Source organism: Bradyrhizobium sp. UFLA06-06, from assembly GCF_054820065.1.
The window spans coordinates 201,760-225,993 of the sequence record NZ_JADFUD010000007.1 but is presented as its reverse complement, the minus strand read 5'-3'; the positions used below and the strand labels follow the sequence as shown (position 1 = coordinate 225,993).

The following is a 24,234-nucleotide window of genomic DNA, read 5'->3' as shown; positions in this document are numbered from 1 at the left end:
TTTCCCTCGCGACAAACGCGGGACGCGTTTGCGCGGAGATCATGCTCAAACAAAGAGCTAAAGCGCGATGACGATTCAACCCAATCTCATCGCGCTTTAATGGATCATGAGGGCTGCGGCGATGCCGAACGCCGTGAGCGTTGCAACCGCCAAACTCATCAAGGTTATCGCTACTGGCCTCGGCATGAATATTAAACCCGCTGACGCAGTAAAAGGTTGCCGGTTGCCGGCATTGCCGCGTTCCGCGAAGACGACAACGCACCCCGTAGCGGCCCCGCGAGCAAGGATCCGGATTCCCGGCGGTCAGTGCACGAAAGCCAGCATCAGCGCAAAGGTGACCAGCGCGTAAGTGCTGGTGACGGTGATGCCCAAGTACAGACGCTCCATTGCGGCCTCCTGCCCTCAAGGCGCCGCCCCCGCGCTATCAACCTAGCGCCCGCTCCGGCGCCGGGCAGTTGGAATTCCGGATCATGGTAAATCTACGGGACCGTCCATCCGGGCTAGCCCCTGTAAGCTGCCGGCGCCAACCCTATGGGCTTTGCGTCCGACCGAAGAAGTAACCCTCTCTTTCCAATTGCCGGCCTGTCGGGCTTATCACCGTGCAGAACGTGAAGATGGAGGGCGGCGGCAGCGCCATCGTCGGCAAACGTCATCCGGCATGCGAACGTGGTCGTGTCGGACCAAGAGCCGGCATCCGCGACGCGGGCACTGAGGCCCGCAGGCGCCCGCCGACGGCATGCTGCCGCCGATGGCAGGCGGGACGCACAGGCATGAGCGCTCACAGACATACCGGCCCGATGCCGGCGAGCCCGCGTTGCGGCGCAAAGACCCGGTGCGGCGGTTCATGCCGCGCGCCGGCGGTGCACGGCAAGACGCGCTGCCGCATGCACGGCGGCGCAAAGGGATCCGGCGCCACGGGCCAACCGGAACGCGCGCGGGGACGGCCTTTCACGGGGGATGCGATCGGCGAGCGGAGGCAGGTTCGGGCGTTGTTGGAGGAGGTGCGGAAGTTGCTGAAGGGGATGAAGCGATTGGTTACGGGAACATTTCGCCAGCTCGCGCTGAATGGCTAAGCGAATTATTGGACAGTCACCGTAGTTTCCGCAATTTCGGACCGCCCGAGTGCGGTCCAGGGCATGGTCTGACCCAGCGCCGCAGCTCTGCGATAAATCGGGCAGCCGCATTCAGAAGGGCAGCAAGGCCAAAAAGAGTGAATGGGTCCATGAGCACGCTCCTGAAGGACCACCGCAAATTTCGTCTACGGAAAATGTGGCCCGACGCTTTGTGCTTCGAGTCCTAGTGTGTCCGTGACCTGTTCCGCAAAGAGTTTTTGGTGGGACAGGACCGTCCGTCAGCGCTTCAATCCATTGTTGGAGCCTTGGTGGCTCGCCGGCCACTGGTCTTGAACAACTCTTTCCATGGTTGTTCTCGTCCGAAATCGAGCCATCGTTGAAAATCTGCATCGCTAAGCCACCGCGCCGCGGTGGTTCGAGGAATCCCGGCAAGCAGCTTCAATCTATTTATCGATAGTCGCTCGTTGGGCTTTAGTTCTTGTGCGACCATCATCGCCACATTCTTCTTACGCTCCCGCAGCCGATACTCCGCATCCAGATCGGGTTGTACTCCGCGTAATTGATGCCGGATCAACACGACGAGTGAGGCCGGAACTCGGTAAACATCTTCATTCCAGTCGTAAGCCTCAAAGATGGTCGCGATCAAATAATCAACGGTGGCATCGCTGATCGCCTTGCGACGTCGATCAATAGACCCGGGTCCCTTCTTTGGAAGCTTCTCCCGCTCTGAAAGAAGTTCTAGCAGGCGCACGCACAACGCATCGACACCTGGCTCGACGGCGTCGAGCGCTCCGGCAATCAGATCGGGGTTTATGCCCTGGTCCCTAAAGTCAGCTTCGAGCGCGAATAACGGATCGATTCCTCCAAAGCGAGAGACCTGAATTTCAACCTCTGGAAATTTCTGCCGAATAGATAAGTAATTTTGGATGCTGGCATCTTTTTCATAAGCGACAACGGCATCTACGAACAACTTGAGCTTTTCCGTCGACCAGCTTAGCGACCCGATTCTCGCATGTATCTCTTGTTGTCGCTTTTCCTTACGTCGTGCAAAGGCTTCTGCATCTACTTCGCGCTTAAAGGTCGCTCGTTTCGTGGCGATCAGCTCTTCTAATTCTTCGTCGCGCCGAGACTCTTCGAAAACTGCGATATGAAGCCGTGGCCTGTTTAGCCATTCGAAACGCTCCCGCTTCGCCTTGACAGCCCAAGCATTGAGCAGGCCGCCAGCAAGCGACCTGCGGCCTGAGTTTCCACGCATTCGTCTATTGTCGCTAGTCGGCTCCTCCGGGCCCGCTTTCTTACGATGCACCCGGGTCATATAGAAATCCTCCTCGATTATACGATCGTTGGTTTAGGACCGCATGAGCTTCCAGATTTGAATCCTCCGAAAATTCGAGCAGCACAACCTTCGCACACTGATGCGCCTCCAAACGAAACACCATTGCGACGGTCAACCGGCTAAAATCAATCTCAAGGATCGCTTGGGTGATAGGGCCACTGGACAGCGTTCAACCTCTGCAACAAGTTCTTGGCGTAAGAATGCTCGATCATGTTTGCAAAATCGACTAACCCTCGAATGTGTCGGTACATACCCCAAATCGAATCGAAGCTTCGTTTCTCCGAATGCATTCGCGGACCATATTTTTCCAAGTAAAATAGATGCTGACGTAACGCTGCTCGAAAGCTGCGCGTCAGCCTCGGTTTAGGCCCATCTACCAAGAGACCTAGAACGACCTTTCGACCACCAGGAGGCACAATAGTGGTTTTGGATCGATTCTCCTTCAAGCCAATCTGCCTGAGAGTCCTCGCAACTCGCCGGATCAGTATCCGCCCGTTTTCTCGGCTGAAGTCACCAGTGGTAGAAAAAGTCAGATCGTCACTGTATCGCGTATATCGAACATTCATGGATTTCGCGATTGCTTCAATCTGCTTGTCTGCATCTCGCATGACCAGATTGGAGAGCATCGGACTCGTCGGAGCTCCTTGAGGAAGGTAGCCGATTGCTCCATTCCAATAGCTCGTTATTGGACTTGGATGATTGCGTGCACGCCATGACGGCAACCGATATCGGGAGCTACCGATCGGAGAGTGAGTCGTCAATCGCGCCAATTCAAAGGCGACAAGCGGCTCATAACCAATCTCTTGAAAAACGCGGTAAACTTGAATTTCAGAAATCGAACCGAAGAACGCAGACACATCCATCTTGATGAGCCATCGTGCCCCCGTGTGTCGACTGGCACACTTCAGAATGGAGGCCCCGGGGCTGAATGCAAAACTGCAATGGTGGACCGATTGCTTGCTAAGAATATGCGCGGCGATCCATCGCTGGACCCTCATGAGAGATGGTTCAGGGATGCTAATAAGCCGATGGCCGCCAGAACGCTTCCGGATCCGAAAATGAGTGTAACTTTCTTCGCCGCGGGCAACAATTTTTCGGAGCTTGAAATAGCTTACCCCTACTCGCGTCGCGAGATGATTCAAGCTCAGAACTGCGGGTAGGTCTGGTCTTGCTATCAGTATTCTTTCAATCTGAGCGGCGGCGTTCTGTAGAATTGCGGGATCGACTCCCGCTTCACGGCCGTCCAAAATGAATTGCTGAGAAGACCACGTCATGGGCTACTTTGATGCCGCCGTAGGCGGATGTAAGCACATTCGCCGGAGTCAACGATGGCACTTGGAATGTGTTTACAACCTCCTGCCAAGCGTGAACTGTCTCTTAGGGTAACAGAAATCTGCACCCCGACAGTCATAGCTGATGACTGCCTATGCGTAAGCCTTGCGGCCGACGCGCACTAGCCATGGACGGGTCTCCTCAGCTGTTTTGGATAATACTCGTTTTCGCCGATCATGGGAATCTTTTCGTAGGTAGGGAGCAACGATTTGGCGTAGCTTAGCTCTGCGAGCCCTGCTTTCGTTGGTCGAAGCTTCGGGGTCAAAAACTTCCAATCCACACACAGCTCCAGGATACGAGTACAGTCTCGTGCCGATATGGACGTTGCATGACTGAGGGCAGATCGCGTCCTAACTCCCCTGGCGGCGAGTGCCATTACCGTCAGAACGGCAATCCCAATTGGGCCACGGCGAGACAAGGCACCGGAACCCGCAAGTTTTTTCTGGCCGACGTCGATCATCGTTGCCGTCGGATCTCGCTGAGGGATTCCAGCAGGGAACGCAGATGCTTCGGGTGGCAGGACGGAGCGTTTGGGAAATAGTGGCTCCCAAATGCTGGTAGCAGCTGATGAAGCCCAAAAGATTACGGGGCAATTGTCGGGGCAACCATGCTCGAAGACCAATGTTGCCCCGGTATTGTCGTAGCCACGCGGATCGAACGGATAAGTGGTTCGAGCCGCATACTTGTAAAACACTCGATCAATGGTTTTCCGGAGCGATGACTGCCAGGGTAACGCATTAAATGTCGGACACTCGCGTTCAATGGTAACTTGCACCTTTGCCTTAGTGCTTTCCACCAGCGATCGACCGCCCTCGGTTGCAGAATAGGCTACAGCATGAAAGCGCAGCCATCCAAATGATGTCCATGAACGGATCGTTTTGTTCTTCCATATCGCATTGACATATTCGCTGGTTCGGTGGCCCGACCCGATAAAGTCATCGACGCAAATCAGCGCCGGGCACTTTGCTAGGCGCATCTCTTCGATGCTGGGGTGATTTAAGAATTTGTTCGGTTCCGCACGTGCCAGATTGCGAATTATTGCGGCCACCCGTGCTTCACTGCCTAGGTCATTTGCCGCATCTACGGCTGCCGGCCGCGTAGTGCGATTTACAAACAAGGGCGCCGCAGGATCAACCTCGCGCGTGGCGAAGAGCGCGACCGGACTACGGAATGAAGAAGCGATTCTGTCAATCAACGCAGACAGGCTCCGTTCAAACTCAGTATGAGACACCAAAGTTAGCGCCGCCAAGGCCTTTTCGGCATGTTGCACGTCGGCGACGTCAAACTGATTTAGCCACGCTTTCCCTCGCGGTGTAAATTTTAGCTGGTCTGCGTTGATCGTTGGCGAGGCGGACATTGCAATAGATGCGGTGATTGGCTTCTAATATCTCTTTACAAACTACCCTAGTCTCTCGCAACCACAAGATGCGCGCAATGGTAATAAGGGATTATGCGGCCTCCCGACCCGAAGGGTGATACTGCGCAAAATCAGAATGAAAGTTTGGGGGAAGCACGAAAACAGAAAGAAAAATCAAACCGATGAACGTCCGCATTATGATCCCTACTAGAATCGTCCCCTGTTTCAGCCTTGATGAGCGCTTGGAGCGAAAGGCAGCACCTTGACGCCCGCCCAGTCGAGACAATAGCTGATATGTATCATATAACAGCAACCGCGGCGCCCGGACGGTTTCGAATCCCGGCCATGCCGGTTCGCACGAAGAGCGCGACAGGAGAGCCATGCGTCGAATTGTTGTGACGGTCCTGGGGACGGTGTCTCCGCTCGGCTGTGGCACCGAACTGGTGTGGTCGAGGCTGCTTGCGGGACATTCCGGGCTCACAGCATTGCTGGCGTGGGCGGCCGCGCTGCCGGGGCGCGTTGCAGGTCAGGCCTGACAAGGCCGAGGATGCCGAGGGCGGGTTCGATCCTGATCTCGCAGCCCCGCGCAAGGACCAGAAGAAGATAAACCGCTTCATCCTGTTCGCTCGCCGGACTGAAGCCGTGGCGCAGGCCGGCTGGATGCCGGCCGAGGCGCTGGCGCAGGAGCACACCGCCACCGCTGATCCGGGCTACGCTCGTTGATCGAGATCGCGAACAAAGCGATCGCCGATTTCCGCCGCGACAGCGATTTCAAGACAGCTCCGCGGTGCCGCAACATCGACGGCGAGCACCGCCGGTAACTGAGTCCGCTGGCCTGTCCCGCGCGTCTCAATCCGGAATCCGTTCTATTTTCAGAAACAAATTTCCGGCGGAAATGGCGGCCCGGGTATGCCATCACTGCAAAATTCATTGCTCGATAGACGGCACGACCCAGGATTAATTTCATGATTGTGCGGGGACTTCTTTTTGTCATCCTCGCCGTTTTCCCGGCAGGCGCAATTGCCAGAAGCTGGTTTCTCAACGGATTGGGGAGCAGCGGTATTTATCACATCTGGGAGTTCGGCGACGATGGCCTGGTGTCGAGCCTGACGCCGGCGCTGTCGCCGCCCGATGGCGTTCTTCATTTGGCGTGGCCATCCGCGATCGCGCCGGATGCGCATACCCGGCGTCTTTATGCGTCAGCCTATACGACCGGCTGGTTTCAGCTGCGGCTCTGGACGTCGACAAACGAAGGCGCCTGGATCCCGCAAGGAATCGCCTTCCAGTCGGACGCGTCCGAGCCTGGCGGGATCGGCCCCGCGCAGGTGGTGTATGAGCCCGGAGCATCCGAACCATACATGATCTATTACCTCGACCGCGCGTCGAAGCAGATCAAGCTGGCCACCAGCGTTGACGGCATGACATTCACGCGCCACGGCGCCGTGATCACCCCCTCACTGCCGGAGGAAGCGTCCGGGCTGTCGATCAGCTATGCCTGCCGGCGCGCGAACGGTGAATATGTCATCTTCTATCACGGCTACTACAACAACACGCAGAATGCAGTCGCGCTGGTTGCCACGGCAGATAACCCGCATGGCCCGTTCACGAAAAAGACCGTCATTGCGCGACCCGATGGTTTTGTATCGACGCTTTCCGCCAACCGTCTCAATGCAACCGCCAGGTCGGACGTCGCGGTGCCGCTGGGGATTCCCCTGCTGGTCGGCGGCGGCACGGCAAGACAGGAGGCCAACGTCGCAATCAAGCAGGATGAGACGACGATCTGGTTCGAGCGGCCATTCGTGTTCGATCACGTATCGGATCGCCTGGTTTCGGTCTCGCGAAACAAGGTGGAGCTGTCCTACGCCCAGGAGCAACAGGACGGCAGTTGGCGCGGGATCTTCTCGTTCTATAATCCAGACCCAGGCGTCGCTTCAGAATATACGACGGAGGGCAGCGCCCGATCCCTGACCGCGCCATGGTCGTATTCGAGAACCGGATTTCGTTTCAAGCCATGGTATCGCGGCGGAGAAAATTCGACCGAGAACCCGACGCCGCTTCTCAGCAACGACGCGTGTTCAAGCTAGAATGGCGGCCGCATCGCGGCTCCGACCTTAATGGTCGAGATGACGCCTCCGCTTTCGGCGTGACCGTCCACGGTTCGGCTGCGGCCGACGAGGCAGCCGCTGGGCTGACCGAGGACCATCCGCTTCAGTCCGACTATTCGCGGAGCTGTTCCTGGAGGCCGTTGCGCAATCGAGGGCGATCTGCCAGTTTTCAACCTTTAATAGACGGGCGATCCATATCGCGGGCACAGGATGCGACATGTCTGTCAGCGTGAGGCCAAGACCCGGACACGGAGCGCGTGAAGACGTCTGATGCCCGAAACAGGTGAATTTCAAAAATCCAGTTCGACCGACTTGCAGCGCGCCTTCGCGCAGGCTGTCGCGCTGCATCAGCGGGGTCAGTTGGCGGCAGCAGAGAAGATCTATGAAGACATTCTCCGACAGCAGCCGGACAATTTCGATGCGCTGCATCTGCTGGGCCTGATTTCCGCGCAGACCGGCCGTAGCGAGCGCGGCGTCGACCTGATCCGGCGAGCGATCAGGCTCAACGGCAACGTCGCGGACGCGCACAGCAACCTCGGCAACGCGCTGCGCGCGTTGCGCCGCTTCGACGAAGCGCTCGCGAGCTTCGACAGGGCGATCGTGCTCAGGCAAGACCTTGCGCCGGCGCTCTACAATCGCGGACTTACGCTCGCGGAGGTTGGGCGCCACGAGGAGGCGCTCGCAAGCTACGATCGCGTGATCGCGCTGGTGCCTGACCATGCGGATGCCCATCGAAACAGGGGCGCCGCGCTGAGAAAGCTGGAGCGGCCTGAGGAGGCCCTGGCGAGCCTGGACAAGGCGATTGCGCTCAAGCCCAACGATGCCGGTGCACACAACGATCGCGGCAACGTGCTCAACGACCTCAAGAGGTTCGATGATGCGCTCGCGAGCTACGACCGGGCACCGGGAATCGCCGGCGCGTGTTACAACCGGGGCAACGTGCTGGTCGATCTGGACCGTCTCGAAGAGGCAGTTGCGAGTTACGACAAGGCGATCGCGCTCCAGCCCGACTATGCCGAGGCGTACAACAATCGCGGCTCGGCGCTGTTCAGGCTCAGGCATCATGACGCGGCGCTCGCCAGCATCGACAAGTCGATCCAGCACAAGGGCGACGATGCGGCTGCCTACGCCAACCGCGGCAAGGTTCTATCCGTTCTGGCGCGCTATCCCGAGGCACTCGCCGCCTATGACAAGGCCGTCGCGCTCAAACCGGACCAGGCCGACATCGAAGGCTATCGCCTGCACGCCAAATCTCACATTTGCGACTGGGCCGACTTTGACGCCGAGTGCGACCAGCTTATCGAGTTGATCAGGACTCGGAACGCGACGACGCCGCCATTTCTGTTTTGTAGCGTTCCCTCATCGACCGCCGACCAACTGCTATGCGCCACGCGATGGACCGCGAAGAATCATCCGCCATCTGCAAGCCAGCGCTGGCGGGGCGAGCGCTACGATCACGATCGAATTCGCATCGGCTATTTCTCGTCGGATTTTTGCAACCACGCGACATCGCTCTTGATGGCAGGGATGTTCGAGTGCCACGACCGGTCGAAATTCGAGACGGTGGCAATCTCATGGTCGCCCAACGACCCCTCGGAGATGCGTCGACGGCTGGAGGCGTCGTTCGATCGATTTGTCGAGGTCCGGGACATCAACGACGATGCGGTCGCCGACCTGATCAGACAATTGGAAATCGACATCCTGGTTGATTTGAAAGGCTTTACCGCGGGATCCCGCACCAGAGTCCTTGGCCGCCGGCCTGCACCCATCCAGGTCAATTATCTGGGTTACCCCGGAACGCTCGGTGCCCCGTTCATCGACTACATCATCGCCGATCGCACCGTGATCCCGGATCACCATCGCGAATTCTACAGCGAAAAGGTGGTCGCCCTGACCAACAGCTATCAGGCCAACGACGACAAACGCGTCATTGCCGATCGCGTGTTTACGCGCGGCGACGTCGGGCTGGCACCGACGGGCTTCGTGTTCTGTTGCTTCAACAACAACTACAAGATCACGCCTGACATGTTCGATCGGTGGATGAGGATTCTCGGCCGCGTCGAGGGCAGCATGTTGTGGCTCCTCGAAGCCAATGCCGACTCTGCCGCAAATTTGCGAAAGGAGGCGGCCGCGCGTGGCGTGGCTGCGGAGCGCCTTGTATTCGCACCGCGTATGTCGTTACCCGACCATCTCGCACGCCATCGCCTCGCCGGCCTGTTCCTCGACAGCACTCCCTACAACGCCCACACGACCGCCAGCGATGCGCTATGGGCCGGCCTGCCGGTGCTGACCATTCTCGGCGACACGTTTGCCAGTCGGGTCGCGGCGAGCTTGCTCCATGCGGTCGGCCTGCCCGAGCTCATTGCGGAATCGCCGGACGCTTATGAGCGCATGGCGGTCGATCTGGCGACCCATCCCGAGAAGCTCGCGGCGCTCAAAGCCAGGCTGGCGGCCAATCGGCTAACGGCACCGCTGTTCGACACCAAACGTTTCACCCGACATATCGAGGCCGCCTACACCGCGATGTATGAGCGTCACCAGGCGGGCATTGCGCCGGACCATATCGTCGTCCCGGCGTGATCGTTGCTGCCTATCTGCAGTCGCTCATCCGCGTAGTCGAGGTCGAAGACACCGCGATCCGGATCAAGGGGAGCAGGAATGGGCTCGAAAAGCCGGTATTGGCGACGCGAAAGGGCCGTTCGCGTTCGCGGCCAATGCAAGAAGCACAGCGCTCTTGGCATTCTGGGTCGCCATTCCAGCCAGCCGGTTTGAGACTGTTCGTCCAACCGTCGAGGCGGCCCTGGTCGAATGCCGTGACGAGCTTCTTTCCCGCGTTACTCGATCGCGCGACGGAGGGAGCGTTTACGGTGACAGTGCGCTAGAGCATTTTCGGTTCTGATTGAATCAGAACCGAAGCTCTAGATTCTTGTTTTGACGCGTTTTCTTCACGCGAACCGGTGTCCACTTCGCTCGAAAACGCTCTAAATCGCCGACGAGGTTAAGTGCACGGCCACCGCAATTGTCCCTGAAGGTGCCCCTATGATCGATTGCCCGACGCATTCTGCTCGTCAGCTTGCGCCCGCCATTGCTTGACGAGATCGCGTCTGCGACCGGGATAGCGCTCCTTCAACGGCTTGATGCGCGCGATCCGGTCTGCGCGGAAGGTTCGGAAATCCTTTCGCAGCTCACACCAGCCCGCGATGATCCGCCGGGCCTCGAAAAAGCCGAGCATAATTGGCCAGATGACGCGCGCAGTCTCCGCTCCCTTTGGGTCCCGATAGACAATGCGGAGCTTATGCTGCTCGCGCATCGCCTGGCGGAGCATCTGAAGATCCACGGACGCAGTCCTGGGCGCCCTGCGGCTGACGTGAAAGCTCCTGTCGTCCACCCTGTCGCGCAGTTCGGCAGGAAGCACCGCGCCGATCTTGGAAAGCGCATTGTGTGCTGCGAATGCCAACCCCTCGTCCGTTTGCCGTTGCACCCATTGTACGCCCAGTGCAACCGCCTGAATCTCTTCTTCGGAGAACATCAGCGGAGGCAGGAGAAAGCCGGGGCGCAAGACGTATCCGATGCCCGGCTCTCCTTCGATCTCCGCCCCCAGCGCCTGCAAGGCGGCAATGTCGCGATAGATCGTCCGCAACGAAACACCGGCCTCGTGCGCAAGGTGCATACCCGATACCGGACGCGAATGACGCCGGAGCACCTGCATGAGATCGAAGAGCCGTTCACTTTTGGACATGGAAGCAGTCTAGCACGCTCATGCCAGGAATTGGCAGCAGCCTGTCAGCCGACTGCGACGAGCCCTTTCCCGGCAATCTTCCGGCCTTTTTCGAGGGTCGTAATCAGCGTGATCGCACCGCCGAGCGGCACGGTTTCAGCAATCGGCAGCCTTAACTTCCCTTCTCCGGCTGCATCGGCAATGCCATCGAGAATGTCCGCGCGCGGCGTACACACGATAGGCTTCAGTCGCCGGTTAAAGGCCGATCGGAGAAACTTCATCGGGGTCGGGTCGATGTCCGCGAAGACGCCGTTCCTGCCCGCGAGGCGCAGACCGACCGCTGTCGGCATGATGGCCGCGGTGTCATAGACGACGTCGAACCGATCACGGAGCGTCGACAGTTCAGTCTTGCGATAATCAAACACCTTCTGGAGGCCGAGATCACGAGCCCTTTGCATGGCTCCCGCGCTGCAACTGCCTGCAACAGTAGCGCCAAGCATCCTCGCAATCTGCACCGCGGCCTCGCCAACCGCGCCGGTACAGCCATTGATGAACACCGACTGGCCGCGCCTGAGGTCCGCCTTGTCTATCAGACCATTCCAGGCCGTGACGCCCGGCGTCCCGAGGCAAGCCGCGTCCGCGAAGGACACGGATTCGGGCTTCTTCGCGAGAAAGCTCTCGCTGGTGACGACCCCTTCGCCAAGCGCGCCACTCTCCTTGAGCCGCGCGAGACCAAAAACGGCATCACCCGGTCTGAAGCGGGTCACCCCGCTACCAACCGAAACCACGATCCCGGAGAAGTCACTGCCCATGGCGCGTGGAAAGACCTTGCCCGTTATCATCTTCAGATAGCCGTTGCGTACCTTCCAATCGATGGGATTGATTGCGGCGAAGTTGACCTTCACCGCGACCTCGCCCCTACCCGGCGATTGGGGCGCGACATCCTCGAGCTTCATGGTCTCGGGGCCGCCATATGCGTAGTATTGAATGCGTCTCACGATACGCTCCGTCGACAAGGTCAGTGGGGCTGGACCGTCGCCGCGTAAGCAGCGAACGGTGCCGCATCATAAATCACGCGCGTGGAAGCGATCTTGCCGTTCTCGACCGTGAGGTGCTCGGCCACGATGGCATTCGCCACGGGATGCGTATCCGCGTCATAAACGATCACAGCCTCCGCATCGTCGCCGAAAGCGGCGAGAAGCGTCAGCTTCTTGATCATTCGCGAAAACCCTTGATGAAAGCCGCGAAACGCCGCGCTCCCGTTGAGTTCTCCGCGCGGCGAGTTGCAAACGATGTCGTCGGCGGAGATGGAGACGATCTTGTCCGCATCCCTGCTTGCCATTGCATCGAAGTAGGTGTGGGCTACAGCCAGCGCCTTGCCGTTACGTTCAGTCATCACGTATTCCTTTTCCTGAGGTGATGGACTGAAGCTAACGGGTACCACTGACAGATTTTGTCAGCATGATATAAAACCATGAAATCGCTTATTTTTGCGCCCAATTGCCAATAAATTACGATCATCATATATAAAAGGAGGACCGGCCACGCCGGCAAGAGCGACAGGAGAACCATGCGTCGAATTGTTGTGACGGGCCTCGGGACAGTGTCCCCGCTGGGCTGTGGTAGCGAACTGGTGTGGTCGAGGCTGCTTGCGGGGCATTCCGGGCTCACGGCATTGCCGGAGTGGGCGGCCGCGCTACCGGCGCGCGTCGCAGGACAGGTTCCTGACAAGAGCGACGATGCCGAGGGCGGCTTCGATCCCGATTCCGCAGCCCCGCGCAAGGACCAGAAGAAGATGGATCGGTTCATCCTGTTCGCGCTGCTCGCAGCAGCCGAGGCCGTGGCGCAGGCCGGCTGGATGCCGACCGAGGCACTTGCGCAGGAGCGAACCGCCACCGTGATCGCATCCGGGATCGGCGGATTTCCGGCGATCGCAGACGCCGTGCGCACCGCGGAAAAGAGCGGCCTGCGCCGGCTGTCGCCGTTCACCATTCCATCGTTCCTGGCAAATCTCGCCGCCGGGCACATCACGATTCGATACGGCTACAAGGGTCCGATCGGCGCGCCGGTAACCGCCTGCGCCGCGAGCGTTCAGGCGATCGGCGACGGGGCGCGCCTGATCAGGTCCGGCGAAGCCGACATTGCGGTCTGCGGCGGCGCGGAGGCCTGCATCGATCCCGTGAGCCTTGGCGGCTTTGCGGCGGCGCGGGCGCTTTCGACGTCGTTCAACGACACGCCGGCGCGCGCGTCGCGGCCGTTCGACCGCGACCGGGACGGCTTCGTCATGGGCGAAGGCGCGGGCGTCCTCGTCATCGAGGAGCTCGAACACGCGCTTCGGCGCGGCGCGAAGCCGATCGCCGAGCTCATCGGCTACGGCACGACGGCGGACGCCTATCACATCACCGCGGGCCCGGAGGATGGCGACGGCGCCAGGCGCGCGATGGAGGCGGCGCTCCGGCAGGCTGGCTTGCAGCCCGACGAGGTCCAGCATCTCAACGCGCATTCGACATCGACCCCGGTCGGCGATCTCTCCGAGCTCGAGGCCATCAAGCGTGTGTTCGGGCGCGAGGGAAAAGTTGCCGTCAGCGCGACCAAATCGGCGACGGGACATCTGCTCGGCGCCGCCGGCGGCGTCGAGGCGATCTTCACGATCCTGGCGCTGCGCGACCAGGTCGCGCCGCCCACGCTCAATCTGGAGAACGCCGATTCCGCAGCACAGGGCATCGACCTGGTCGCGAACGTCGCACGGCCGATGGCGATCGAACACGCGATCTCGAACGGCTTTGGATTTGGCGGCGTCAACGCCAGCCTGGTGTTTCGACGGTGGTCCTGAGCCGGTCGCGTCAAAACAAGAATCTAGAGCCCCGTTCCGATTCCATCGGAGCGGGAAAAGCTCTCGAATTGCCTAACCGCCCGCCGCTGCGTTGCGCACGCCAATCCGTTCCCCGTCCTGCTTGCGGACGTAGAGATGACGTTCCAGCACGGACTGCATGTTCTCGAACATCGAATAGAGATCGTCGCAATAGACCGACGGATTGTCGAAACCGTTCTTCGTGGAGAAGCGGTGCGGAAGATAGCCTCCGCCGCAGGCGTTCATGAACCTGCACTGCCGACATTTCTCGCAAAGATTGACTGAAGCGTCGCGCGCGGCTTTCCAGCGAGGCTCGTTCCTGACGTCGTCGATCGCGTGATCGAAGATGTTGAACCTCGTGTTGGTGAAACCGTCACCCGCAATTCGCAGCACGTCGTGGGCCTCCACCGTGCCGTCAGTCATGACCGTGCAAAGCTCGACCGGCTTGTGGCCCACACCTTCAGTCGGCGCGTTGTTGCCGATCAGGGCAGCGACCATGTCGGAAATGATGCGAACATTCGATGTCGGCGTCGTGCGATTGGCTTCGAGCCACAGGTCGAAAAGACCGTTATAGAACGGGGCAATGGACGACGGCTTCTCGTCCACCGTCGCGTCGGGAATCATGATGTCGTAGTTGGAGATGCCGCACGCCGCGAAAAAATCCGCATACTCCTGCGGCGCGTGAGCCGGGTTGCAAACCGCGAGGGCGATCACGCCGATGTCGCGCGAGACCAGCATGCGGGCGGCACGTTCCACGGCGGCATGGGTGCCGGTACCTTGAAACGTCTTGCGATGAGCGTCGTGAATATGTGCCGGCCCATCGATGCTGATCGCCACCGAAATATTGCGTGCCTCGAAGCAGTCGAGCCATTCATCATCGATCAGGACGCCATTGGTCGTCACCGCGATGGGGATCTCACAGCCGGTCCGGGATGAAACGCCCTCGCAGGCCTCCGCAAAACGGTGAAAGTTATCGACGCCCCAAAGCAACGGCTCACCGCCGTGCAGGATCACGGGAAAGTCGACGAGGGAGTATCTGGCGACGTGCTGCTCAAGGCGCAGCAACAGCTGCTGCAGCACCTCCGCACTCATCAGCTTGGGCTTGTCATAGACCGCAGCGTCGCGAAACCAGTAGCAATAGGAGCAATCGATGTTGCACCTCGCCGCTACCTTGACCAGCAACTGCGTGATCGGCTGCTCCTGGAACGCGACGGAATTTGAAGCGTCAACCGACATACGGATACCAGCGAGCTGCGATCGGCCTAGATCATGATGCGTTTCCACGGAATCGCATCATGATCTCATCTTTGTTTGAGCATGATCTTTTCGGAAAACCGGTTTCCACTTTTCCGGATCATGCTCTAGTAGCCCCTGACGAAGCCACCTCGTCGGAACGCGCCTGCTCCGGGATAATATCCGCCGGCCCTGCGAAATGCGCCGGCGCCCGGATAGTAGCCGCCACCCCTGCGAAAGCCGCCCGCATAGGGCCCCCTGGCAAAGGCCCCGCGCCTGAAGTAGACCTGAGTTGCCTGGGGCTGGTCGGAAATCACCCCCAGCTGGAAGCCCTGTACGTCTTGAGGGCTCTGTTCTTGAAAGCTCTGTTCTTGCGGGCTCTGTTCCTGAGCGCTCTGTTCATGAAGGCTCTGCTCGCGCACACCACTCAGCAATGCGTCGATACCCTGATGATCGCTTTCGATTGTCGCACCCGGCCCGTGCAGTTGCAGCAGGCTCGCCAAGACCGTCAGCGTAATCGCCATCGTCGAGCTCCTTTTCGCGATACCACAATCGAACGAAATGTCGGCGCGTGCCTTACGCCGGTCGAGCAACTGAAAGTATAGCAGCGGATTTGCAGCGGAGTCTAGGTATCGCGTCTGCGCTGATCGGTTCGCACGGGGTGAACGACCAAGGCACGCTCTCGCGCGCGCCGGCTTTCGCGCATCGGGCTCGATCCGGATCGACCTGGCGGTCCTCGCGCGATCCCGTTCCGAAAGACCTGCTTCCGAAAGACCTGCGCAATCGCTCATGCGTTTGATCGCGGCCAACGGCGCCGCAATCTGAAGCGGGAGCCGTAGGCATGCGCTCGCAATGGCCGCTTTTGCAGGCCGAAGCGGGTCAGTCCGGGTTTGCGGATGAGGGCTCAAATGGCGCTCCCTAGGGATGGGGCAGAAATGAGTGATTTCAGTGGGTTAAAGAAAAGTTTGGGCAGCAACTGCCTTATTGCTTTTCAAAGCGCTTCAGAACGGCTGCCCAAACGTACCCTATAGGCGATGAAAGCCGCGCCTCGCCGCCAATGCCGCAAACTCAACGGCGACGGCAGTTGAGCACCTCGCCGCGCCTCATGGCGTCCAGGCGCCGTCGTTACGACTGCAAATCACTTCAAGCGGAAAACTTCACTCATCCAATTTCTTGCTCAGTTCAGCATCGAGCTTGTTCCGGTCGACAGACTGAAAGAACGTGATGGGTCTGCATTTTCCTTCGAAATCCGCGAGGACGACGGCTGTCCACGGACTCGTGGTCTCGCCCGAACCGTCGCGGGTGTCCGGCATGACCTTGCGAGCAGCGATCACATACCAAGCGCGACCAGCCGTTGCCGCCTTCGCAGCCGCAGCGAACTCATCCAATATTCCACGCAGATTTTTGCGCATTTCTTCTTCAGTGTCACCGCGGAGGTATTTTCGAGCCGACTTTCCCGCCTCCCCGTACTCATGATGAATGTTCAACTGCAGTCGGGCATCGTCCACTTCGATCTTGGTCACCCGTGCCACCGCTCCGCCTTCGCGAAGATAGTCTCGCACCCGGACGTCGCAGGCAAAAAATCTGTCCGTGGGAGCGGCGCTGGCAGCAGGGGAGACCGCGGCAAGAGCCCGGGTGCTCCTTTTTCTAGAAGCAGCATCCGCAGGCATCGCGGCGATGGCGGCGCTGATGAGCGCCACGGCAAGCACGACTGGAAGAGGGGCATTCATGGGTGCGCTGCCAATACGGACTTTTTAAAACGCGCTGGCCGCAGCGTTGGTTCCGCGGCGCGGCCGGTCGGAGCAGTGCTGAGGGCCCGGAGAAGCGGGCGGCGGCGCCTCGGGAACTTTTTCCTCAATACAGGCTTATTCAATATTGTTCGGGACCTTACGGGGGCGGCTTTTCGACCGTCGGCAGGTCATGGACTCGATTCTCATCAAGATCTTCGCCACGGCGCTTGCCTTCAGCCAGGTCACTACCCGGCCGGATGGGGTCAAGACTGAGTTCGATGCGGTGCGCGACCGCGTCGAGGTGGCGCAGCTTTTGAGTGCCGGCTGCGTCCACATGCGCAAGGCTTTCGACATCGAGGACATCAACCTGGACGATCTGATTGCCACTGCCATGGATGACAAGGAGGCGTTGAGCAGCGAGATCAGGGCACTCAAAGGACTGAATCTGGCCGACCTCCACGTAGCCTACAGGCAGTTCTGCAAGGTCGAAAAAGTTGAAGGCTCTCCGGTCGATCTCGGTCAGGTCATCGCTTTCTACAACAGCGCGGTCAAGGATCTGCCCGACGCCGTGCAGCTTAAAGACCTCAGGCTTCCTGTCACCAGCGTCATCCTCGACAACAAGAGCCAGCGCCTTGCCGAGATTTACGCGCCGAACAATCGCCGCATCTGGGTCAAGCTTGCGGATATCCCAGAAGCGGTGCGCAACGCTTTCATCGCCGCCGAGGACAAGCGCTTCTTCCAACACACCGGCATTGACGAGCGCGGACTGGTCCGCGCCTTCATCGGCAACTTCACGCAGCCGGGCCGGCCGCAGGGCGGCTCGACCATTACGCAGCAGGTCGCGAAGAACCTGCTGGTGGGCAACGACATCACCTACGAAAGAAAACTGCGCGAAATGATCGTTGCCTCGCGGATCGAGCGCGCCCTGACCAAGGCAGAGATCCTCGAGCTCTATCTCAACTCGATTTATCTCGGTCGCGGAGCCTGGGGCATCGAGATGGCGGCGCGCAGCTATTTCGGCAAACCAGCCAAGGCGCTCTCCGCAGTCGAGGGCGCCCTGCTCGCCGGGCTCGCCAAGGGACCGAATTACTTCAATCCCGACCACCACCCTGAGCGCGCGCGCGAGCGCCTTGCCTATGTGCTGAGCCGCATGCAGGATGACGCCATGATCGACGCCGCCGCGGCGCAAGTAGTATTGCCGCAATTCGTGGAGTACCGGCCGACGCGACGGGACTTCGGCTTTCACTTCGTCGATCACATCGGCCGCGAGGCAAAGATGGTCGCGGGCCTCGATACTCTCACCAATTCCTCCTACACGGTGCGCTCGACCGTCAACTCTGCCTTGCAGCGCGTAGTCGAAGCGACATTGCAGGAGGGCCTCGCGCGGTACGAGCTGAACACCGGTCGTTACAAATTTGAGGGACCCGAGGCGAATATTTCCGATGCTGTCCGTCTGATTGCGGCAGACCCGAGGGCCACCGAACCGGCTTGGCGCGTGGCGTTGAAGACGACGCGGCTACCTCTCTATGACGTTCACTGGGAAGCGGCGGTCATCCTGGAGAATACGCGTGGCAAGCGCGGCCATGCGATCAACGTCGGTCTGACTGACGGAAGCATCCTGCCGCTGAACACCTGGAGCGATGCGATCCGGCGCGGTCTCAAGCCGTACGACGTGGTCTACGTACAGGTGCGCGAAGCCAAGGGTAAGCAAGCGGCGCTTGCCGATCTGCGCATTCGACCGGCCGTGCAGGGAGCGGCGCTCGTACTCGGGAACGAAAGCGGCCGCATTCTCGCGATGGCGGGCGGCTTTTCGTATCCGGCAAGCCAGCTCAACCGCGTCGTCCAGAGCCTGCGGCAGCCCGGCTCCACCTTGAAGCCGCTGACCTACCTCGCCGCCCTTCGCAAGGGATTGCAGCCCAACACGCTGGTGATGGACGAACCCATTACGCTGGCGCCGATCGGGGCGACGGTTCACGCGCGCCAGCGCGATTTCTGGTCGCCGAAGAACTACGACGGCGGCGCTATGGGCCCCATTACACTGCGGCATGCGCTGGAAAACTCTCGGAATCTTGCCACCGTGCAACTGCTCGCGACCGGTCTCGACGACAGCGCCGAGCGAGGCCTCGACCGGGTCTGTGATGTCGCGATGGAAGCGCAACTCTACAAAGAATGCACGCGCCACTATCCGTTCGTGCTCGGTGCCCAAGCAGTGCGGCTCATCGATCTTGCGGCGTTCTATGCAGCGATCGCCAACGAAGGCGCACGACCCCAGCCCCATGCGATCGAAACGATCGAACAGGACGGTCGCCCAGTCTACCAGCACGATCCGCATGCGGTCTCCTGGATCGGCCCCGCCGACCGCGCATCGTTTTACCAGCTGAAGTCAATGCTGCAGGGCGTGCTCGCGCGCGGAACCGCGCGCGTGGTAAAACATCTCTCGCCCTATGTCGGCGGCAAGACTGGTACCACTGATAATTCGGCAGATGCCTGGTTCGTCGGTTTCACAAATGACGTCACCATCGCCATCTGGGTCGGCTACGACAACGGCGACGGCGGGCGCCGCACGCTTGGGCCCGGCCAGACCGGAGCGAAAGTAGCGCTGCCGATGTTCGAGCCGATCGTGCAGGCAGCCTGGGACCTGCACGCTCCGAGGACGGTGTTGAACGGCCCTTCGCGCGAAGCCATGCATCAGCTCGTTGCTCTGTCGATCGATCCTTATACGGGCGATCCGGCATCGGCCGGCTCCGGGCGCGCTTTCACCGAGTACTTGAAGAGGGATCCATCGGGCAGAATCAATGATTCGCGATTTCGGATTGTCTCGCGTGCAGAACGCTACGCCTATCGTGGCGGTCAGGACGAAAACGACGGGCCATTCCAGCAGTGGTCCCACGATAACCGCCTTTACGGCGATAACCGGCCGCCATTTCCATTCCCGACCTGGCGTCTTGGCCCGCGCGAATATCCCTCCTCGCGCGGATATCCCGATGACGAGGACCGCCTCCCGCGACCGCCGCTTCGAGTCGATCCCGATTATTTCTGGCGGCGGCTGAATTGAGCATTGACGCCATGAGACTCTACCGTGCCGCTGCCCTCATCGCCGCCTGCGTGGCCGCCTGCACGGGCGCGGAAGCGCAGGAATTCCAGTTGGAGGACGTGCCCGGAGCCGCCAGCGTTCCGATCACGCAGATCAAACCGCTCACGGTCATCTTCGCCGACCAACGCAACGACAAGCTCGCCGATTCCTCGACCGGGCTCATTCCTTTCGACGATTGGGCTCGCTCACGTCCGGTTCAGCGGCGCTTCCTCTCACTCTTCCCGACCTTCGTTGAGCCCACGCTCAACCAACAAGCGAAGCTAAAGCTCTCGGTCTACCAGGCGGAGGCGCGGTTTCGACTTCCAAGATCGGCAGCGGCAATGGATCTGTCGCGGTATGCGAGTGTCGCGTTCCTCGAGCAGATCGATCCGGCAGTCAAGCACCGGCCGATCACGACGGGCGATGCTGTTCCCAACAAGGACGCGGGCGCCGCGCACAACCGTCCGCCGAATCGCCGCTGGTGCGAGGACGCGAAGGCGATCTGCGTGCAGTCCCGCTACATGTTCGAAGGGAAAATTCCGTCGGGCATTCAGCTTGCCAACAAGCTGCGCGAGGAGAGCAAAAAGCCCATTCCGGATTTCATCGAGTTCCAGAGTGAGATCATGTTGGTCACGCAGCCGCTCCTTGCCGAGCTGCCGAGCCTGACAGGGCTCGATTCCACAGTCACCAGCGCGCTCGAGCAGAACATCTTTTGGGTCAACCAGGTCATCCAGTTCGGCAAGCTTCTCGCGGTTCTGCAACAGCATCCGACCGAGCGGGAAGCCGCCATCGCAACGGTCTATATCCTGATTGCGGTCAGGAACGACGTGCTGAACAAGCAAAGGGAATACAGCAATACACCCATTCTGCGGAACCTCGTGCCCGCGCAACTGCTGATGGGCAAGAGCTCCTTCAACAGCGGCGATTCGCTGAGCGCCGGCCTGCCGAAATACGCCAGAAGCCGCATCAAGGCGATCGCCGACATGATGGAGCGGGAATGAGCAAATCGTGTGTGGCGACGAATGGACGCCGGTAGATGGACAAATCGCGTTGCAGTCGACAGGCGTCTAAGAAACCCCGAAGAACTGGCAAACAGTCACCGAGCCGGGGTAAGACTGCTGCCCACCACCGCTTGCAAGATCAGTCGATCGACGGGTTGACACTCCCGATCGGGACTCACATCGCAAAATGTCGTGGAATATCGCGTATTTGGCGCTCCCTAGGGGAATCGAACCCCTGTTTCAGCCTTGAGAGGGCTGGAAACAGTTTCCGCCGGAGTTCGCAGTCGTTCGTCATAATATAGCCTTTTCAATAGTTTAGATAGACATCGTTCTTCGTTGTTCGGCTTTGTACGCCGATGCTTATTCGACGGATATTCGACGACTCCGGGTTCGTATGCCATGACAAAGACGCTCACTGAGGCTCAGATCACGACTGCCAAGGCGCGCTCGAAACTGGAACTTGGCGTACATTGGCGCCGCCTCGATGCCGGGGCGCATCTTGGCTATCGCAAGGGCAAGCGGAGCGGCGTTTGGTTCGTGCGCTGGCGCAATCACCATGAAGGAGCCAACTACAAGCAGGCGCCGGTCGGCATCGCCAACGACGTCAACGACAAACTTGCCGAAGGCACGCTGACTTTCGAGCAGGCGGTGACACAAGCGCGGGAACACGTCACCCGGTCCAGAACAGAAGCGGCGGCCCAAGCCGCCGGACCGGCACCCACCGTGCGGACGGCTGTAGAGACATACATCAGGGAACGTAATGCCCGTGATAGCCGACGGGCCGGTCGCGAGGTTCGATCCGATGCTGGTCACCGCTTACGGCGTTACGTTCTTGGTCAAGAGCAGCGTGGTAGCCAGGAAGCCGTTGAGGCCGCCTCTCTCGCCGCAGTCCATCTACACGCGCTACAGGAAGATGATCTTTTGACGTGGCGCGAGGGCCTTCCTGTAGAATTAAAGGCGACGACAAAACAGCGGCTCATAAACGACCTGAAGGCCGGGCTGAATGCAGCATGGCCTCGCCTGTCGGCGGAACAAAAGAAGCTGAACCCGACATTCCCTTCGATTGTGAAAGACGGGTTTAAAGCTGAGCGCATCGATGATGATGATGAGGCATCAGTCGCCCGAGATAACCAGGTCCTTACGGATGCGCAAATCGGCACCCTACTTCGAGCCGCGCGCGAGATCGACGATGAGCAGGGATTTGAAGGCGACCTACATCGCATTGTCGTGTGCCTTGCAGCCACGGGTGCGCGATTTGCGCAGGCGAGGCGGATGCGCGTCAGTGATGCACAACGGGAAGAGCAGCGCTTGATGGTACCAGGTTCCTACAAGGGACGTGGTGGCAACGGTGGCTCCGTTCCAGTTCCGGTGGGCGAAGATGTCATCGAACTCCTGTCGCCAGTCATTTTAGATCGCCCAAAAGAGGCGCCGTTGTTCGAGCGATGGAGCTACGAGCAGGAGGCCGGCAGCATCGTTTGGAGAAAGTCAGAACGCGGTCCTTGGAAGACGGCAGAACTTACTCGTCCGTGGCACGCCATCCGCGATCGCGCAGCGCTACCAGGGGCCATTCCCTATGCGTTGCGACATTCCAGCATCGTTCGCGGCTTACGAAACCGGCTCCCTATTCAACACGTTGCTAAGCTGCACAACACTTCCGTGAAAATGATCGAGCGACATTACGCGAAATATATCTCAACGGCGTTGGAAGATCTCGCGCGGGCGGCAGTTGTCCCCCTAGTACCGCGGCACGCCGAAAATTCGGTTGGGCGTGGATGATCAATGAGACGCGCTCGCCGGCGAACGCTCACTCTTAGTGGCTTCCACCACACGCCTGATAGTATCAGGCTTCAAGACTCGCGGCTTTTCGGACTGAGCCAGTGTAGTCGTCCGTGAAGATCGGCTAAGCGATTGAGGCAGAATCGCATTTGCTGGTGTGGACTGTTTTTGGATTGCAAGGTTTTGATGTTTCGAGCCTCGGAACCTTGCAATTTCATTTTCAGGATTCAGTCGAATCGCCAGTCATGATTCCGTGGTCGCGTCGGAGGTGACGATGCGACCGAAGAAGCAAAGGACGACGGGATCTGGCGATCTGTTCCGGGCCAGGCTGGACCAGATCATCAACATGAAGCACGAGCTGGTTCAGCTCGCCGGCAAGGTCGATTGGGACTGGATCGACGGCGAGATCGCGCCGCTCTACAGCGAGAACGGTCGGCCGGGGATCGCGACCCGCTTCGTGATCGGGCTGCTGCTGCTCAAGCAGATTTACGGCCTGTCCGATGAGGGGGTGTGCGAGCGCTGGGTCCACGACCCGTATTTCCAGTACTTCACCGGCGAAGAGTTCTTTCAGCACGCGTTTCCGCACGAGCGCTCGGACCTGAGCCACTGGCGCAAGCGGCTCGGCGACAAGCTGGAGCTGTTGCTGGCCGAGAGCCTGCGGGTGGCGCACGAGGCCGGCGCGTTACGCAGCCAGGACCTCAAGCGGGTCACGGTCGATACCACCGTGCAGCCGAAGGCCATCGCCTTCCCGACCGATGCCAAGCTGCTGCACGCGGCGATCAGGGGGCTCAACCGCCTGGCGAGGAAGCACGGGGTCAGGCTGCGGCAGTCCTATCTTCGCATTGCCAAGACCGCGGCCATGATGGCGGGACGCTACGCCCATGCCAAGCAATTCAAGCGGCATCAGCGGCAGTTGCGTATCCTGCGCAGCCGGCTGGGCCGGATCATCCGCGATATCCGCCGCAAGATCGAAGGTCAGGCCGTGCTCGAGAACGCGTTCGCCCTCCCGCTCGGCCGGGCCTCGCAGATCCGCTCGCAGCAGCAGCGCCAGCGCGGCTGGAAGCTCTATTCCTTCCACGCCCCGGAGGTGGAGTGCATCGGCAAGGGCAAAGCAGCCGCGCCTTACGAGTTCGGTGTCAAAGCCTCCATCGTCACCAACAACCGCCGTGCTCCCGGTGGCCTGTTCGTGCTGCACGCCAGGGCGCTGCCCGATAACCCCTACGACGGTCATACCTTGCGCGACGTCATCGACCGCACCGAGACACTCACCGGCTGCGCGATCGAGCGGGCCTATGCCGACAAGGGATATCGCGGCCACGACGCACAGAACCCGCGCCGTGTCTTCATCTCCGGCCAGAAGCGCGGGGTCTTCGGTATCATCAGGCGCGAGCTGCGCCGCCGCTCCGCCATCGAACCCATCATCGGACACCTGAAGACCGATGGTCACCTCGGCCGCTGCTACCTCAAAGGCCGCGCCGGAGACGCCGCCAACGTCATCCTCTCAGCCGTCGGCCACAACTTCCGCCGCATCCTCGCCTGGCTGAGGGGTCTTTGGCGCCTCTTCCTGGCCACCCTCATCGCAGCCATCAGCGACCGTTCACCGCTGCAATCGGCTTCTTAACGGACGACAGTGTAGGAGCCAATTCGCG

The 24,234-nt window shown here is 60.0% G+C and carries 19 protein-coding genes and 1 tRNA gene; 10 read left to right on the top strand and 10 right to left on the bottom strand.

Features of this window, described 5'->3' with window-relative positions:
• Window positions 1-614 precede the first annotated feature (614 nt).
• Window positions 615-1,073, top strand: coding sequence for an HGGxSTG domain-containing protein (locus tag IF803_RS08975; RefSeq protein WP_461191908.1), 459 nt, complete (start codon window positions 615-617; stop codon window positions 1,071-1,073).
• A gap of 286 nt (window positions 1,074-1,359) precedes the next feature.
• Here the strand turns inward: IF803_RS08975 and IF803_RS08970 are convergent, their stop codons facing one another.
• The 3 genes from IF803_RS08970 to IF803_RS08960 form a co-directional block, all read right to left on the bottom strand.
• On the bottom strand, window positions 1,360-2,388 hold the full coding sequence (locus IF803_RS08970) for a hypothetical protein (protein WP_461191905.1): 1,029 nt from the start codon (window positions 2,386-2,388) through the stop codon (window positions 1,360-1,362).
• Between the two features lie 152 nt (window positions 2,389-2,540).
• Window positions 2,541-3,683: a reverse transcriptase family protein gene (locus tag IF803_RS08965; RefSeq protein ID WP_461191904.1), complete on the bottom strand. Its 1,143-nt coding sequence runs from the start codon at window positions 3,681-3,683 to the stop codon at window positions 2,541-2,543.
• A 179-nt stretch (window positions 3,684-3,862) separates the two neighbouring features.
• Window positions 3,863-5,098 carry a phosphoribosyltransferase-like protein gene (locus IF803_RS08960; RefSeq protein ID WP_461191903.1) on the bottom strand — a complete coding sequence of 412 codons (1,236 nt, stop codon included), beginning with the start codon at window positions 5,096-5,098 and terminating at the stop codon, window positions 3,863-3,865.
• 380 nt (window positions 5,099-5,478) lie between these two features.
• Here IF803_RS08960 and IF803_RS08955 point away from each other — a divergent pair, with 380 nt between their 5' ends.
• The 4 genes from IF803_RS08955 (at window position 5,479) to IF803_RS08940 (ending at window position 9,783) form a co-directional block, all read left to right on the top strand.
• Window positions 5,479-5,634, top strand: coding sequence for a hypothetical protein (locus IF803_RS08955; RefSeq protein ID WP_461191902.1), 156 nt, complete (start codon window positions 5,479-5,481; stop codon window positions 5,632-5,634).
• Window positions 5,618-5,821 (top strand): hypothetical protein, encoded by a 204-nt coding sequence (locus IF803_RS08950; RefSeq protein WP_461191901.1) that lies wholly within the window; start codon window positions 5,618-5,620, stop codon window positions 5,819-5,821. Before IF803_RS08955 ends, IF803_RS08950 begins: the two co-directional genes overlap by 17 nt.
• Before the next feature lie 242 nt (window positions 5,822-6,063).
• Window positions 6,064-7,182 (top strand): glycoside hydrolase family protein, encoded by a 1,119-nt coding sequence (locus IF803_RS08945; protein ID WP_461191900.1) that lies wholly within the window; start codon window positions 6,064-6,066, stop codon window positions 7,180-7,182.
• A 291-nt stretch (window positions 7,183-7,473) separates the two neighbouring features.
• A complete protein-coding gene (locus IF803_RS08940) occupies window positions 7,474-9,783 on the top strand; it encodes a tetratricopeptide repeat protein (RefSeq protein WP_461191899.1) in 2,310 nt (769 codons plus the stop codon).
• 457 nt (window positions 9,784-10,240) lie between these two features.
• On the opposite strand, the gene IF803_RS08935 is transcribed toward IF803_RS08940, so the two are convergent.
• The 3 genes from IF803_RS08935 to IF803_RS08925 are packed head-to-tail and all read right to left on the bottom strand — an operon-like array spanning window position 10,241 to window position 12,317.
• Window positions 10,241-10,942, bottom strand: a complete 702-nt coding sequence (locus tag IF803_RS08935) for a helix-turn-helix transcriptional regulator (protein ID WP_461191898.1) — start codon at window positions 10,940-10,942, stop codon at window positions 10,241-10,243.
• A 44-nt stretch (window positions 10,943-10,986) separates the two neighbouring features.
• A complete protein-coding gene (locus IF803_RS08930; RefSeq protein ID WP_461191897.1) occupies window positions 10,987-11,919 on the bottom strand; it encodes an NAD(P)-dependent alcohol dehydrogenase in 933 nt (310 codons plus the stop codon).
• Window positions 11,920-11,939: 20 nt separating this feature from the next.
• Entirely contained in the window at window positions 11,940-12,317 is a 378-nt protein-coding gene (locus IF803_RS08925; protein WP_461191896.1) for a nuclear transport factor 2 family protein, read from the bottom strand.
• Between the two features lie 174 nt (window positions 12,318-12,491).
• On the opposite strand from IF803_RS08925, the gene fabF reads away from it, so the two are divergent.
• Entirely contained in the window at window positions 12,492-13,754 is a 1,263-nt protein-coding gene (fabF, locus tag IF803_RS08920; RefSeq protein ID WP_461191895.1) for a beta-ketoacyl-ACP synthase II, read from the top strand.
• A gap of 72 nt (window positions 13,755-13,826) precedes the next feature.
• Here the strand turns inward: fabF and IF803_RS08915 are convergent, their stop codons facing one another.
• The 3 genes from IF803_RS08915 to IF803_RS08905 all read right to left on the bottom strand — a co-directional run bounded on the left by IF803_RS08915 (window position 13,827) and on the right by IF803_RS08905 (window position 16,735).
• On the bottom strand, window positions 13,827-15,008 hold the full coding sequence (locus tag IF803_RS08915; protein ID WP_461191894.1) for a radical SAM protein: 1,182 nt from the start codon (window positions 15,006-15,008) through the stop codon (window positions 13,827-13,829).
• 125 nt (window positions 15,009-15,133) lie between these two features.
• Window positions 15,134-15,529: a hypothetical protein gene (locus IF803_RS08910; RefSeq protein ID WP_461191893.1), complete on the bottom strand. Its 396-nt coding sequence runs from the start codon at window positions 15,527-15,529 to the stop codon at window positions 15,134-15,136.
• 633 nt (window positions 15,530-16,162) lie between these two features.
• Window positions 16,163-16,735, bottom strand: a complete 573-nt coding sequence (locus IF803_RS08905) for a hypothetical protein (RefSeq protein ID WP_028343337.1) — start codon at window positions 16,733-16,735, stop codon at window positions 16,163-16,165.
• Window positions 16,736-16,925: 190 nt separating this feature from the next.
• On the opposite strand from IF803_RS08905, the gene IF803_RS08900 reads away from it, so the two are divergent.
• Together IF803_RS08900 and IF803_RS08895 are read left to right on the top strand one after the other, a co-directional pair.
• Complete coding sequence (locus IF803_RS08900) at window positions 16,926-19,790, top strand: penicillin-binding protein 1A (protein ID WP_461191892.1); 2,865 nt, start codon at window positions 16,926-16,928, stop codon at window positions 19,788-19,790.
• 11 nt (window positions 19,791-19,801) lie between these two features.
• Entirely contained in the window at window positions 19,802-20,809 is a 1,008-nt protein-coding gene (locus IF803_RS08895) for a hypothetical protein (RefSeq protein ID WP_461191891.1), read from the top strand.
• Between the two features lie 209 nt (window positions 20,810-21,018).
• On the opposite strand, the gene IF803_RS08890 is transcribed toward IF803_RS08895, so the two are convergent.
• A tRNA-Glu gene (locus tag IF803_RS08890) sits at window positions 21,019-21,090 on the bottom strand.
• Between the two features lie 118 nt (window positions 21,091-21,208).
• On the opposite strand from IF803_RS08890, the gene IF803_RS08885 reads away from it, so the two are divergent.
• Entirely contained in the window at window positions 21,209-22,585 is a 1,377-nt protein-coding gene (locus IF803_RS08885) for a site-specific integrase (RefSeq protein WP_018273347.1), read from the top strand.
• 274 nt (window positions 22,586-22,859) lie between these two features.
• Window positions 22,860-24,206, top strand: a complete 1,347-nt coding sequence (locus tag IF803_RS08880; RefSeq protein ID WP_026191834.1) for an IS5 family transposase — start codon at window positions 22,860-22,862, stop codon at window positions 24,204-24,206.
• The last annotated feature ends 28 nt before the right edge of the window (window positions 24,207-24,234 follow it).

Excerpts from the sequence above, each read along its gene's own strand:
- IF803_RS08975 (WP_461191908.1), top strand. The coding sequence starts at position 615 with ATGGAGGGCGGCGGCAGCGCCATCGTCGGCAAACGTCATCCGGCATGC.
- IF803_RS08970 (WP_461191905.1), bottom strand. The coding sequence starts at position 2,388 with ATGACCCGGGTGCATCGTAAGAAAGCGGGCCCGGAGGAGCCGACTAGC.
- IF803_RS08965 (WP_461191904.1), bottom strand. The coding sequence starts at position 3,683 with ATGACGTGGTCTTCTCAGCAATTCATTTTGGACGGCCGTGAAGCGGGA.
- IF803_RS08960 (WP_461191903.1), bottom strand. The coding sequence starts at position 5,098 with ATGTCCGCCTCGCCAACGATCAACGCAGACCAGCTAAAATTTACACCG.
- IF803_RS08955 (WP_461191902.1), top strand. The coding sequence starts at position 5,479 with ATGCGTCGAATTGTTGTGACGGTCCTGGGGACGGTGTCTCCGCTCGGC.
- IF803_RS08945 (WP_461191900.1), top strand. The coding sequence starts at position 6,064 with ATGATTGTGCGGGGACTTCTTTTTGTCATCCTCGCCGTTTTCCCGGCA.
- IF803_RS08940 (WP_461191899.1), top strand. The coding sequence starts at position 7,474 with ATGCCCGAAACAGGTGAATTTCAAAAATCCAGTTCGACCGACTTGCAG.
- IF803_RS08935 (WP_461191898.1), bottom strand. The coding sequence starts at position 10,942 with ATGTCCAAAAGTGAACGGCTCTTCGATCTCATGCAGGTGCTCCGGCGT.
- IF803_RS08925 (WP_461191896.1), bottom strand. The coding sequence starts at position 12,317 with ATGACTGAACGTAACGGCAAGGCGCTGGCTGTAGCCCACACCTACTTC.
- fabF (WP_461191895.1), top strand. The coding sequence starts at position 12,492 with ATGCGTCGAATTGTTGTGACGGGCCTCGGGACAGTGTCCCCGCTGGGC.
- IF803_RS08915 (WP_461191894.1), bottom strand. The coding sequence starts at position 15,008 with ATGTCGGTTGACGCTTCAAATTCCGTCGCGTTCCAGGAGCAGCCGATC.
- IF803_RS08910 (WP_461191893.1), bottom strand. The coding sequence starts at position 15,529 with ATGGCGATTACGCTGACGGTCTTGGCGAGCCTGCTGCAACTGCACGGG.
- IF803_RS08905 (WP_028343337.1), bottom strand. The coding sequence starts at position 16,735 with ATGAATGCCCCTCTTCCAGTCGTGCTTGCCGTGGCGCTCATCAGCGCC.
- IF803_RS08900 (WP_461191892.1), top strand. The coding sequence starts at position 16,926 with ATGGACTCGATTCTCATCAAGATCTTCGCCACGGCGCTTGCCTTCAGC.
- IF803_RS08895 (WP_461191891.1), top strand. The coding sequence starts at position 19,802 with ATGAGACTCTACCGTGCCGCTGCCCTCATCGCCGCCTGCGTGGCCGCC.
- IF803_RS08885 (WP_018273347.1), top strand. The coding sequence starts at position 21,209 with ATGACAAAGACGCTCACTGAGGCTCAGATCACGACTGCCAAGGCGCGC.
- IF803_RS08880 (WP_026191834.1), top strand. The coding sequence starts at position 22,860 with ATGCGACCGAAGAAGCAAAGGACGACGGGATCTGGCGATCTGTTCCGG.